Origin of the sequence: Arthrobacter sp. PM3 (assembly GCF_003352915.1) — a bacterium.
Classification (GTDB): Bacteria; Actinomycetota; Actinomycetes; order Actinomycetales; family Micrococcaceae; genus Arthrobacter.
Genome location: NZ_CP022314.1, coordinates 1,466,136 through 1,478,424 on the forward strand (window position 1 = coordinate 1,466,136; position 12,289 = coordinate 1,478,424).

Genomic DNA, 12,289 nt, shown 5'->3' on the forward strand with positions numbered 1-12,289 from the left:
CTACGGCCTCAATTCAATGACCGTCTTGCCGATTCTCACGGGGACGCCCAGCTCCACCGGGAGTGCCCGGGTCAGCTGCTGGTCTGCCAGGTATGTGCCATTGGTGGAGCCGAGGTCCTCGATGAACCAGCGGCTGCCTTGTGGAAACAGGCGGGCGTGGCGGCCCGACGCATAGTCGTCTTCCAGGACGAGGGTGGCTTCCTGCGCCCGGCCCAGGAGGATCGGGCTTGCGGCCAGGGGGATGGTGGTGCCCTTGAGCGGGCCCTCGGTCACGACGAGCTGCCGGGCCTGCTGCTTGACGGGCGGGGGAGGGGGCTCGGCGAGGGACGGGTTCTTGCGTACCTGGCGAGCGGTGGGAGCTCCGGCCGCCGCCTTGCGGCCGATCATCAGATCGCGCCGCATGGCAGAGACGATGCCGAAGATCATCAGCCAGAGAAGAATAAGGAACCCGAAACGCAGGGCCGTGATGGTTAGTTCGCTCATGCGCGGCCGCCTGGGGTGGCGGGCAGTAGGCGGAAGATGATTTTGGTCCGTCCCATCGTGATCGTGGCGCCGTCAGTAAGCTCCGCGCTGCCCACGACCTTCTGGCCGTTGACATAACTGCCGTTCGTGGAGCCCAGATCGATTGCCTGGGCGGTGCCCGGCCCGGTCCGGATTTCCAGGTGGCGGCGCGAAACACCGGTGTCGTCAATGAGGATGTCCGCTTCCGAGGACCGTCCCAGGACGATCGATGGAGCGTTGAGAGAGTAGCGCTGGCCGTCGATGTCCAGCACGGGCTGAAGCTGCGAAGGCTGGCGGGCCGGAGCCGCCGGCACATTTCCGTGCACTCCCTGCCGGGACGGCACGGACGGTGCGGAGGCTTTCTCGGTCCGCGAAGCGATATCGAAACTTCCGGCGCGTTGTTCGTCGTCGCGGCGGAAGCTGATCCGGACCGGTCCCTGCAGGGTGTAGCCCTGACTGCGGACGTGGTTGATGACGACGTCGCACAGTTCTTCGGCCAGCGGCGTTCCCCATTCCTGGGCACGCCGGAAATCATCGCTGCTGAGAAGCACGTCAAACACATTGGGCGCCAGCGTGCGGCCCGCGGCGATGGTGATGGCCTTGTTGTCCACTTCGCTGCGGAGGCGGCTGGCGATTTCGACGGGCTCGACCTGGGCACGGGAACCGGTGGAGAAGACTCCGCGGACGGCCTTTTCGATGCCGCGCTCGACTTTGTCCAGCAATCCCATGGTCCCTCTCCTTTCCTGATGGCTGCGGGGCAGCGTTCGTTCCGGAACTCAGTTTCCAACGTTTGCGAGCCCGCTGTCCGCGGACACTCTTACATCAGATACTACTTGGACAGTCTGGGAATGCCCTCAATGGGCGACGCCGGCCGGGCGCCGGAAGAAGCCGGGAAAACGTCCTGACGTGCGCGGACATCACCGCGCCGCGGCCTGGCGTGCGGCCCTCGCGGGGTGGATTAACAGGTCTTGAACAGTGCGAAAAGCAGGCGTAGTGGCGGCCCTGCCGGCTCGATTAGTGTTTTCGCGCAGTTGTCCGTTATGCTTGATCTCGCTGCTTTTACGAGGCGGACGGTCCGGGAATCCGGTCCCTGCCAGGTGAAAGAAGTTGCGCGCGAGTGGCGGAACGGCAGACGCGCTGGCTTCAGGTGCCAGTGTCCGAAAGGGCGTGGGGGTTCAAATCCCCCCTCGCGCACGCAATGTAAAGAACCCCGGTCTTCGGACCGGGGTTCTTTTGTTTAACCCGCACCTCTCCCGTCATCTAACCGAGAGTTAACTTCACCGAAACGGGAAAGCGCGGATTCCTGAAACAACCGTTTCCTAGGGTCAGTGCCAGGCGGCCCCGCGGGGGCCGCTTTTCATCTGACCACCTCCCGATTTGGAGAAGTAGAATGACGGCTTTTGGTTCGGAATTGCGCCCCACCCGCCGGATGCTGCTGGCAGGGATATCGTCGGCGGCGCTCGTGGCCCTCACAGGCTGCGGTGGCGGGACCAATGCCGCAACCTCGCCGGCGAGCGGCACGGCCGAAGACCTTGGCACGCTGGAGGTCCAGTTGTCCTGGCTGAAGAACGCGGAATTCGCCGGTGAGTATTTTGCCGACAGCAAGGGCTATTACAAGGACGCGGGCTTCACGGCCGTCAACCTGATTGCCGGCGGCCCGGGCGGCGCTTCGGCAGAAACCATGGTTCTCTCCGGCAAAGCCCTGGTAGGCACGTCCTCGCCCGTGGGAGTGGCTCCCGTAGTGCTGAATGAGGGCGCGCCGTTAAAGATCATCGGCTCCACGTACCAGAAGAACCCATTCACCATCGTGTCCCTTGCCGGGAAGCCGATTACGGCTCCTGGAGACCTCGTCGGCAGGAAGATCGGGGTGCAGGCGGGCGTCAACGAGACGCTGTTTGATGCCCTCCTTGAGGTCAACAAGATTGATCCGTCCGCGGTCACGAAGGTTCCTGTACAGTACGACCCCCAGCCGTTGCTGAATGGTGACGTTGAAGGGTTCTTCGCGTACCTGACCAACGAGGTCCTGACCCTCGAGCTGGGGGGACACAAGACGGCCGTGCTGCCGTTCGCGGACAACGGCCTGCCCTTCATCGCTGAAAGCTTCGTGGTCACGGAAGATTCCATCCAGAACAAGCGGAAAGAATTGAAAGCCTTCCTGGTAGCCACCATCAAGGGCTGGAAAGACGCGTTGGCGGACCCGGCGGAATCAGCCAGGCTCGCGGTGGAGGTTTACGGCAAGGAACTCGGCCTCACCCTCGACAAGGAAAAGGCCCAAGCCGAGGCACAGAACAGCAAGCTCGTTGCCACTCAGGACACGAAGAGCAACGGACTGTTCTCGATTTCCAAAGAGCTCATGGACAGGAACATCGAGATCCTCAAGCTCGCCGGCTACGACACCACCGCCGAGAAGATCTTCGACACGAGCCTCCTCGAAGAGGTTTATGCCGAAAACCCGACCCTGAAGTAACCCGGCCCGGAGGTGAGCAGGACATATGACTGATCTAAGCACCGCCGCCGTCGCCCATGGCATGTTGTCCGGAACCGGGATTTCGCTCAGCCGGCTGGGCAAGAGCTTCAGCATGGGCCGCAGAAATGTCGTGGCGTTGGAAGATGCCAACCTGATGACCTCGAAGGGAACGTTCCTGTCCCTGCTGGGGCCCTCAGGATGCGGCAAATCGACCATTCTGCGAATACTGGCCGGCCTGGAAACTCCCACGGCCGGTCAGGTCACCGTGGACGGCCATACGCCGGCGGAGCTGCGAACCCGCCATGAGCTCGGTATCGCCTTCCAGGATCCGGCCCTCCTGCCATGGCGAAGCGTGGTCTCCAACATCCGCCTGCCTTTCGAAGTGGCGGGCTTGCCGGTTGACCATGCGATGGTGGACGAACTCGTGGGGCTGATCGGCCTCAGGGGGTTCGAAAAGGCCAAACCTGCGCAGCTCTCCGGCGGAATGCGGCAGCGGGTCTCCATTGCCAGGGCGCTGGCCCTCAAACCGTCGGTGCTCCTGTTGGACGAACCGTTCGGTGCCCTGGATGACATGACGCGCCAGCGGCTCAACCTTGAACTGCTGCGGATCTGGACAGAGAAGCCGGCCACCACCCTCATGGTCACGCATGGCATCGCGGAGGCGATGTTTCTCTCCGACGTCGTGGCCGTCATGAGTGCACGGCCCGGCAGGATCAAGGAGGTCATCACCGTTGACCTGCCCAGGCCAAGGACGCCGGAGATGATGAGGACGCCGGAGTTCCATGCCCTGTGCGACAGGGCGTCGGATCTGCTGTTTGGTGACGCCGGAGCGGCGCTTGGGGAAGGGGCGTCCATTGACGAGGACTGACGCGAAGACAGCGACAACCTCCCGGCCGCTCCCGCAGTGGGCGGCGGCCGGGATCGGCGTGGCTGCCACGGTTGCGGTCTGGTGGCTGGCCGCCGGAACTGTGCTGGCCGGCGTGGGAGCCGCAGCCGACGGTTCGGGCGGCGCCGTGCCCACACCGGCCGCGGTTCTCGGCCAACTGGCGAGGGACGGCATCGGCTTCTACTGGCCCAACCTTGTCGTCACGGTCACGGAGGCCTCCACAGGCTATTTCTGGGGCAACGTTGCAGCCCTCCTGCTCGCCGGCAGCGTACTTGTGATGCCGGGTCTTGAACGGCTGGTCACCCAACTGGCCGTCATCAGCTACTGCCTGCCGATTGTGGCTATCGGACCGCTGGCGTTCATCGTGATTGGATCCCCGGCGCGCGGCCAAGCATCGGGAACGGCAGTGCTGCTGGCCGGCATCTCCGTCTTCTTCACTACCGTGGTGGGAGCCCTGTCGGCGCTTAGGAGCGCAGACAAGTCAAGCCTGGATGTCGTTACCGTCTACGGCGGCGGCCGGTTCCAGCAGTTGATCAAGGTGCAGCTCATTTCGGCGCTGCCGGGGATCCTTAATGCGCTCAAGATCGCCGTTCCAGCCGCCGTGCTGGGCGCGATCCTGGGCGAATATGTGGGCGGGGTGGACCGCGGGGTCGGCCCTGCGCTGGTCAATGCGCAACAGAACCTGGAAATTTCCCGGGCCTGGGGGGTGGCGCTGGTCGCCGGGCTCCTGGCCGGCGCGGGCTACGTCGTCTTTGCCGTCATCGCAAGGTTCGTCGCGCCTTGGTCTGCAGGACACCGGGGGGCCGCACGATGAGGACCCGGGCACCGGGCCTCGCCGCCTTCAAAAGCCTCATTCGCGCAGTCCTGGGGTTGCTCGTCTCGCTGTCAATGGTGCTGCTGCTGTGGGTGGCGCTGCTGAAACTCTTCAACATCTCGCCTTACGTGGGCAAGGGCCCACTGGATGTCTTCAACTACCTCTTTACCGCTCCGGCATCAGCCGGCAACCGGCAGGCCGTCCTGCAGAACCTCGGCCAGACCATGATTGACGCCTTTTTCGGGTTTGCCGCCGGGATGGTGGGGGCTGTGGCGGTCGCTGGTGTTTTCGTCCTCTTCCGCGGGGTGGAGCAGGCTTTGATGCCGGTCGCCATGCTGCTGCGGTCCGTGCCGCTGGTCGCCTTAGCGCCCATCATCATCCTCATTTTCGGACGGCAGGAACCGGCCGTGGCCGCCATCGGCGGGATCGTGGTGCTGTTTCCAGCCCTCGTGACAATCGTCTTCGGGCTTCGCTCCGCATCGCCGGCAATGCTGGAGGTCATTGACGTCTACGGCGGCTCCCGGTGGACAGCCCTCATGAAGGTGGCTTTGCCCGCATCCCTCCCGGCCTTCTTCACCGCCGTCAAAGTCTCCGTTCCGGGAGCGGTCACGGGGGCGCTGCTCGCCGAATGGCTAGCCACCGGCAACGGGATCGGTTACGCGATCATCTCTGCCGTCTCGCGTGCCAGGAACAACGAGGTCTGGGCGTCGGTTGTGGTGATCACGCTGGTTTCGATCATCCTGTACTCGATCGTGGCGCTCCTCGAAGACGCCATGCTGAGGAGGTCCGGGCAGGGGGCGGCGACGGCGGCCTGACCGCCGGCCCGCTACGCCGTCCGGAGCGCCCCGAGTCCGGCCATGAGGGCCTCGAGCCCCAGGCTGAAGGCGACGTCGGCCGGCTTGTCCTGGCTTTCCTCGGCCAGGAGTTCGACGGCGGAGGTGAAATAGGGGGTGGACGCGGCCATGCTGCCCGAATCGAAGATGTCCGCCGGTGCCGTGACGTCGTAGGCCGACCCGAAGATGAAGGACTCCAGGGCAACGATGGCCGGGATGATCCGTCCCTGCGGGAACCCGGCGCGGTGGAAGCCCGCGCTGACGGCCTCGTACATCGCCAGCGTCTTGGGGGCATCGGCCACGGGCAGGACGGCGATGACGGGAATCAGCGGCGTGTGCTTGGAGAAAACGTCACGGTAGCTCCAGGCCCAGTCCCGCACAGCCTGCTCCCAGGGCCCGGACTCGAAGGCGGCGACGTCCACGAATGAGGTCAGGTGGTCCTGGACCAGGACCAGCACATCCCGCTTGGAGGAGACGTGGTTGTACAGCGCGGAGGGCGCCACGTTGAGGGTCCGCGCCAGGGCGGCCATGGTGAAGCCGTCGTACCCGCTCTTGCCGATCAGTTGCAGGGCTGCCGCCGTGATGCCGGCCTGGTCCAGCACGGCCGCAGCCGGCCGGCCCACGCGGCGGCGCGGCTTGGCGGGCGGGCCTTGCGGATCGGCAGGGGCGCTGGTTGTTGCCGTCATTCCGGGCCTTTCGTCTGGCTCTGCGGGCCGGTTCGTTGGTTCTTCCATTCTGCCCCAACTTTACGGCCGGAATTCTTTCCTAAAGGCTCTTCCCCGATGCGGCGGGAAGGTCTATCATTCTAAATGAACGGCATTCATTTAGTGGTCCGCATCACTCAAGCGGCCACGGAGAGGACACCATGCTGGAACTTGATCGCGACGTCGTCATCGTCGGAGCGGGCCCCTCCGGGCTCACGGCAGCCCGGGAACTGAAGAAGGCCGGCCTGAGCGTCGCCGTGCTCGAGGCACGCGACCGCGTGGGCGGCCGGACCTGGACCGACACCGTTGACGGGGCCGTGCTCGAAATCGGCGGACAGTGGGTTTCGCCGGACCAGACGGCGCTCCTGGCCCTCCTGGAGGACCTTGGACTTCAGACCTTTTCCCGCTACCGGGAGGGCAAGTCCGTCTACATCGGCGCGGACGGCAAGCGCACGCTGTACACGGGCGAGACCTTCCCCGTCAGCGAAACCACCGCCGCCGAAATGGACAAGCTCACGGCCCTGCTGGACTCGCTCGCCGCGGAGATCGGCGCCGAGGAGCCGTGGGCCCACCCCAAGGCGCGCGAGCTGGACACCATTTCCTTCCACCACTGGCTGCGGCAGAATTCGGCAGATGAGGAAGCCTGCAACAACATCGGCCTGTTCATCGCCGGCGGCATGCTCACCAAGCCGGCCCACGCCTTCTCCGCCCTGCAGGCAGTCCTGATGGCCGCCTCCGCCGGGTCCTTCACCAACCTCACGGATGAAGACTTCATCCTGGACAAGCGGGTTATCGGCGGGATGCAGCAGGTGTCGCTGCTGCAGGCAGCCGAACTCGGCGACGACGTCGTCCTCGACAGCCCGGTCCGCACCATCCGGTGGGCCGAAGACGCGAGCGGCGCGCACCGCGTCACCGCCGTCTCCGAACGGGCGGTCGTGAACGCCCGCTTCGTCATCATGGCCGTGCCGCCGAACCTTTACTCCCGGGTCTCCTTCGACCCGCCGCTGCCCCGCCGGCAGCACCAGATGCACCAGCACCAGTCGCTCGGCCTGGTCATCAAGGTCCACGCCGTCTACAGCACGCCGTTCTGGCGCGAGGACGGGCTCTCCGGAACAGCGTTCGGCGCCGGCGCGCTCGTGCAGGAGGTCTACGACAACACCAACCACGAAGATCCGCGCGGCACGCTGGTCGGGTTCGTCTCGGACGAAAAGGCCGACGCCATGTTCGAACTCAGCGCCGAGGACCGCCGCCGCGCGATCCTCGAATCGATCGCCTCCTTCCTTGGGCCGAAGGCGCTCGAGCCCGAGGTCTACTTCGAATCCGACTGGGGTTCGGAGGAATGGACCCGAGGCGCCTACGCCGCCAGTTACGACCTCGGCGGCCTGCACCGGTACGGCCAGGACCAGCTGAAGCCGGTCGGCCCCATCTACTGGTCCTCCTCGGACCTTGCCGCCGAGGGCTACCAGCACGTCGACGGTGCCGTCCGGATGGGCCAGGCGACGGCGGCCCGGATCGTCGCCGCGGCGGACCGGGCGTCCGTCGCCCCCTAGAAAAACCAGTCAGCAATAGCCCGGCAGTTCAGGGCAACGAAGAAAGGACGATGGCCAGATGCGTTACGTAGTGGGGTACTCAGCCGATGCCAGGGGCCATGATGCGGTCAATCTGGCCATCGCCCTCGCCCGCGGCCGAGGGGCCAGCCTTGACCTTGTGGTGGCGGTTCCCGAGGTACAGCAGTTCGGGGCCGCCCACGCACCCAGAGTCGGATTCGAAAGCGTTCTCCACGAACAGGCCCAGGAGTGGCTCGACGAGGCCAGGGCCCTGGTTCCCGCCGACGTCCCGGCCGCGGTCCACATCCGCACCGGCGACTCCGACGCCCACGCGCTGATTCAGGCCGCGGAGGAACTGGGCGCCGACCTGCTCATCATCGGCGCGGCCAACAACGGACTCTTCAAACGGTTCACCATCGGGTCTGTGGCCAGCGCCCTGCTTCACGCCTCCACTGTTCCGGTGGCGCTGGCGCCCCATGGCTACCACCGCCGGGACGCGCTGACCCGGATCAGCTGCGGGCTCGGCACCCGGGCGGGCGCCGAGAAGCTGCTCGACTTCGCCCTCGGCATGGCGACCAACCGCGAGGTTCCGCTGCGGGTCGTCTCACTTCTGGCGCTCGACGGCGGCGCCGAGGCCGACGCCGAAAAGGCCGCCGCGGCGGCCCGGGAATATGCCGAGAAACACCTCGCCGCGGCCCTCCCGGCCGGCGGCCCGGAGAAGGGTGAACCGGAGGTCCGGGCGGAAGCGAAGACGGAGGTCGTCGTCGCCCATGGCCGCAGTATCGAGGAAGCGGTGGACCGGCTGGACTGGGAGGACGGCGAGGTCCTGCTGATCGGGTCCAGCCGCCTTGCCAAGAGCCGGTCCATCTTCCTCGGCAGCACCGCCAACCGCATTCTGCGCGCACTGCCGGTGCCGATGATCGTCGTCCCCAGCGACTATGAACTCAAGCAGCTGACCGATTCCACGTCGGCTGACACTTCCCGAGAGGCACAGAAATGAGCACCGAACGCGCGATGCCGAAGGCGTCGCCCTCCGGACAACAGGCCGGACAGCACACCGGCGAGAAACACGGGCTGAGCGAGAAGGGCCTGAAGGCCGGATCGGTGGGGCTGATTGGCGCCGTCGTCATCGGCATCTCCTGCATCGCACCCGCCTACACCCTCACGGCGGCTCTCGGCCCCACGGTTTCCGAGGTCGGCGTGCAGCTGCCTGCGGTCTTCCTGGTGGGCTTCATTCCCATGCTGCTGGTGGCGCTCGGCTACCGCGAGCTGAACAACGCGATGCCCGACGCCGGCACCTCCTTCACGTGGGCGTCCCGGGCCTTCGGCCCGTGGCTTGGCTGGATGGGGGGCTGGGGGCTGATCGCGGCGACCATCATTGTGCTCTCCAACCTGGCCGCCGTCGCGGTGGACTTCTTCTACCTGATGCTGGCGCAGCTGTTCGGGAAGCCGGAGCTCGCCGACCTCACCACCAACCTGCCCCTGAACATCGCCACGACGCTGGTGTTCATAGCCCTTGCGTGCTGGATCTCCTACCGCGGCATGGAAACCACCAAGTCGGTCCAGTACGTGCTGGTCGGCTTCCAGATGCTGGTCCTGGGCTGGTTTGCCGTCGCGGCCTTCAGCCATGTGGCCAACGGAACGGCCTTTGACGCCACCGCCATCCAGCCGGAGTGGTTCAACCCGTTCGCCGTGGAGTCGTTCTCGGCCTTCGCGGCCGGCGTTTCACTGTCCATCTTCATCTACTGGGGCTGGGACGTCACGCTGACCATGAACGAGGAGACCAAGAATCCGGAAAAGACCCCCGGCCGTGCCGCCACCGTCACGGTGCTGGTCATTGTGATCATCTACATGACGGTCGCCCTGGCCACCCTTGCCTACGCCGGGATCGGCACCACCGGGCTCGGGGCCGGGAACCCGGAGAACCAGGGCAGCATTTTCGCCGTCCTTGCCGGCCCGGTGATGGGTCCGTTCGCGATCCTGATGTCCCTGGCCATCCTCAGCAGCTCGGCGGCGTCCCTGCAGTCCACCTTCGTCTCGCCGGCACGCACGCTGCTGTCCATGGGCCACTACAAGGCGCTCCCGGCACAGTTCAGTCGGATCAGCCCCACGCACAAGTCACCGAGCTACGCCACGATCGCCTCGGCCGTCGCGGCCGCTGCGTTCTATGTCATCACCCGCACGACCTCGGAGAACGCGCTGTGGGACACCATCACCGCACTGGGCATGATGATCTGCTTCTACTACGGCATCACCGCCCTGGCCTGCGTCTGGTTCTTCCGTGCCGAGGCATTCAGCGGCGCGCGGGCCTTCTTCTTCAAGTTCCTGGCACCCCTGCTCGGCGGCGTCATGCTGCTGGTCATGTTCTTCAAGACGGCCTATGACTCCATGGATCCGGCCTATGGTTCCGGCTCTTCGGTTGGCGGCCTGGGCCTGGTGTTCATCCTCGGCATGGGCGTCATCCTGCTGGGCGTGGTGATCATGTTGGTGATGGCCAAGATGCGCCCCGAGTTCTTCAAGGGCAAGGTTCTCTCCCGCGGAGCCTGAACCCGCGGTGCGTTTCGGGAGGGTCCCCGTCCGCCAGGCAGTGGAAAGTAAGCACGCTTACTAATAGGCTGTCCGGAGGGGGACCTTCCTCCGTTGGAACGAGAACGAGGTGAGAGCATGTCGGATGCCGAAAGCATCAGCAAAGTCACGGACATCATCAACGATTCGCACATCGGAATGTTCACCACCATCAACGAATCCGGTGCACTCGTCAGCCGGCCGCTGGCCGTCCAGGAAGTCATGGACGACGGCGACATGTGGTTTTTCACATCGGCAGGCACGTCGCAGGTGGCCCACGTCCGCGCCAATCCGGCGGTGAACGTATCCTTCGGCAGGCGCACCGAGTGGGTCTCGGTGGCCGGTACGGCCGAAGTGGTGAACGACCGGCAGCAGATCCATGACAGATGGAACCAGGTGGTGGAGGCCTGGTTCCCGGACGGCCCGGACACCCCGGGCGTGGTGCTGCTGCGCGTCGACTCGGACTCCGCCGAGTACTGGACCAGCCCGGGCGGCACGGCGGCCACGGTACTGCAGTGGATCAAGTCGAAAGTCACCAGCAGCCGGATGAGTGTCGGCGAAAGTGGAACTGTCGAGTTGTAGCTAGTCGATGATCTTCAGGCCGGTGCCCCAGTTGAAGTTGGGGTACGCGGGGTTGACCTGCAGCGCCATGACCAGCAGCATGAACCCCTCGAGTTCACGGGCATGGCGCAGGCTGCCCACGTGGATCGGACGCAATCCGGCCGCCGCGGCGAACGCTGCGACTTCGTTGCGGGCCTGTTCGGAGTCCGAGGCGATGAAGACATCCAGCGGCATGCCGCCGGTGGTCCCGGCGGCCAGTGTTCCGGCGAAGGTCGTGTTGAAGGCTTTCACCACCCGTGCGCCCGGCAACAGCGCGGCGATTTCTTCGGCGGCCGATGTCTCAGGGCCGACCACGAGCGAGTCAAAGGTCTCCGTGTCGATCGGATTGCTGATCTCCACCACGGTCTTGCCGCTGAGCGTGTCGCCGAAGTGCATGGCCACCTCCTTGGCCGGGCCGAAGTAGAGGGCCAGGACGACGATATCGCCGTCGGGAACCTCGCTCAGGCCGCCGGAGGTGCAGGTGCCGCCAAGTTCAGCAGCGAGCTTGGCGGCATTTTCCGGCGTCCGGTCCAGCACCTGGACAGACCGTCCGGCGGCGACGGCGCGGGTGCCGATCGCCCGGGCCATGTTGCCGCTGCCGATGATCGTGATGTCAGTCATGGTGGTTCCTTCCAAGGTTGCCGGGGCCTGCCCGGGGCATTGCGGGAATCAGTGGTGGGCGTGGTCCGGTCCGGACAGCGCCGCGGGGCTGACGCCGGCCGCGCGTTCGGCGGCGGTCAGGGCATGTTCCAGCCGTTCCACGGCTGGGGCGTAGGCGGGGTCGGCAGAGGTTCGGACCGTACCGCCGAATCCCTCGGCGGCCTTGATGGCCCGGATCAGGGCGGCCGTTTCCGGCTGCCGGGGATCGCTCATCGCCGGGTAGTCAATCGAATAGCGCGGATCGAGTTCGTAGCGCTGCCACCTGGCCAGGGCGCTGCGGTGCCGCTCGGCCGCGGCCTCGTTCAAGACCCGGGTGGTCCGGGCCGTCCGGCGTGCCGCCTGCCGGCCAAGCAGCCGCGGTGTTGCCGCCCAGGCCGCCAGTCCTGTCCCGGCCGCCAGGATCCCGAGTGCCAGCCCGGCCCACGGCCACGTGAATGAGGCAAGGACGACGCCGGGCACCACCACGGCAAGGCCGGCAAAAACGTCCCAGAAGGCGCCGTCCGCGCCTTCCGACACGCCGTCGTCGTCAGCCACCAGGTGCTTGCGGGCAAAGAAGGCCGAAACGAACGCCGCACCCGCCACCACAACGGCGAGGGCCAGGAACTGCCAGAACGCGAGGGCACCGGACTGTGAGAGCGACGTCATTGCACACCTCCGGCGGAACCGTCCCGGGCGGCCGCTGTTCCGCTAGTTCCATTGGAATCCCTTGCGG

The 12,289-nt window shown here is 65.9% G+C and carries 13 protein-coding genes and 1 tRNA gene; 9 read left to right on the forward strand and 5 right to left on the reverse strand.

What is annotated here, in order from left to right; translation table 11 throughout:
- Positions 1-483 carry an FHA domain-containing protein gene (locus CFN17_RS06750; protein WP_208750650.1) on the reverse strand — a complete coding sequence of 161 codons (483 nt, stop codon included), beginning with the start codon at positions 481-483 and terminating at the stop codon, positions 1-3.
- Positions 480-1,229 carry a DUF3662 and FHA domain-containing protein gene (locus tag CFN17_RS06755; RefSeq protein ID WP_208750651.1) on the reverse strand — a complete coding sequence of 250 codons (750 nt, stop codon included), beginning with the start codon at positions 1,227-1,229 and terminating at the stop codon, positions 480-482. Before CFN17_RS06755 ends, CFN17_RS06750 begins: the two co-directional genes overlap by 4 nt.
- Positions 1,230-1,612: 383 nt before the next feature.
- Here CFN17_RS06755 and CFN17_RS06760 point away from each other — a divergent pair.
- The 5 genes from CFN17_RS06760 (at position 1,613) to CFN17_RS06780 (ending at position 5,483) form a co-directional block, all read left to right on the forward strand.
- A tRNA-Leu gene (locus CFN17_RS06760) sits at positions 1,613-1,695 on the forward strand.
- Between the two features lie 196 nt (positions 1,696-1,891).
- The gene (locus tag CFN17_RS06765; protein WP_208750653.1) at positions 1,892-2,968 is read left to right on the forward strand and encodes an ABC transporter substrate-binding protein; all 1,077 of its coding nucleotides are present in this window, start codon (positions 1,892-1,894) and stop codon (positions 2,966-2,968) included.
- 25 nt (positions 2,969-2,993) lie between these two features.
- Positions 2,994-3,836, forward strand: coding sequence for an ABC transporter ATP-binding protein (locus CFN17_RS06770; RefSeq protein WP_208750655.1), 843 nt, complete (start codon positions 2,994-2,996; stop codon positions 3,834-3,836).
- On the forward strand, positions 3,823-4,668 hold the full coding sequence (locus tag CFN17_RS06775; protein WP_261792394.1) for an ABC transporter permease: 846 nt from the start codon (positions 3,823-3,825) through the stop codon (positions 4,666-4,668). Before CFN17_RS06770 ends, CFN17_RS06775 begins: the two co-directional genes overlap by 14 nt.
- The gene (locus CFN17_RS06780) at positions 4,665-5,483 is read left to right on the forward strand and encodes an ABC transporter permease (RefSeq protein WP_208750659.1); all 819 of its coding nucleotides are present in this window, start codon (positions 4,665-4,667) and stop codon (positions 5,481-5,483) included. Before CFN17_RS06775 ends, CFN17_RS06780 begins: the two co-directional genes overlap by 4 nt.
- Positions 5,484-5,494: 11 nt before the next feature.
- Here CFN17_RS06780 and CFN17_RS06785 read toward each other — a convergent pair whose 3' ends face one another.
- On the reverse strand, positions 5,495-6,187 hold the full coding sequence (locus CFN17_RS06785; protein WP_208750661.1) for a TetR/AcrR family transcriptional regulator: 693 nt from the start codon (positions 6,185-6,187) through the stop codon (positions 5,495-5,497).
- A 179-nt stretch (positions 6,188-6,366) separates the two neighbouring features.
- Between CFN17_RS06785 and CFN17_RS06790 the strand changes: the two genes are divergently transcribed.
- The 4 genes from CFN17_RS06790 to CFN17_RS06805 all read left to right on the forward strand — a co-directional run bounded on the left by CFN17_RS06790 (position 6,367) and on the right by CFN17_RS06805 (position 10,899).
- Complete coding sequence (locus tag CFN17_RS06790; protein ID WP_208750663.1) at positions 6,367-7,755, forward strand: NAD(P)/FAD-dependent oxidoreductase; 1,389 nt, start codon at positions 6,367-6,369, stop codon at positions 7,753-7,755.
- A 58-nt stretch (positions 7,756-7,813) separates the two neighbouring features.
- Positions 7,814-8,752, forward strand: coding sequence for a universal stress protein (locus CFN17_RS06795; RefSeq protein WP_208750664.1), 939 nt, complete (start codon positions 7,814-7,816; stop codon positions 8,750-8,752).
- Positions 8,753-8,766: 14 nt separating this feature from the next.
- Positions 8,767-10,299, forward strand: a complete 1,533-nt coding sequence (locus CFN17_RS06800) for an APC family permease (RefSeq protein ID WP_208751377.1) — start codon at positions 8,767-8,769, stop codon at positions 10,297-10,299.
- Between the two features lie 117 nt (positions 10,300-10,416).
- A complete protein-coding gene (locus tag CFN17_RS06805) occupies positions 10,417-10,899 on the forward strand; it encodes a pyridoxamine 5'-phosphate oxidase family protein (RefSeq protein WP_208750665.1) in 483 nt (160 codons plus the stop codon).
- On the opposite strand, the gene CFN17_RS06810 is transcribed toward CFN17_RS06805, so the two are convergent.
- Together CFN17_RS06810 and CFN17_RS06815 are read right to left on the reverse strand one after the other, a co-directional pair.
- Positions 10,900-11,538: an NADPH-dependent F420 reductase gene (locus CFN17_RS06810; RefSeq protein WP_208750666.1), complete on the reverse strand. Its 639-nt coding sequence runs from the start codon at positions 11,536-11,538 to the stop codon at positions 10,900-10,902.
- A gap of 48 nt (positions 11,539-11,586) precedes the next feature.
- The gene (locus CFN17_RS06815; protein WP_208750667.1) at positions 11,587-12,222 is read right to left on the reverse strand and encodes a hypothetical protein; all 636 of its coding nucleotides are present in this window, start codon (positions 12,220-12,222) and stop codon (positions 11,587-11,589) included.
- Positions 12,223-12,289: the final 67 nt, after the last annotated feature.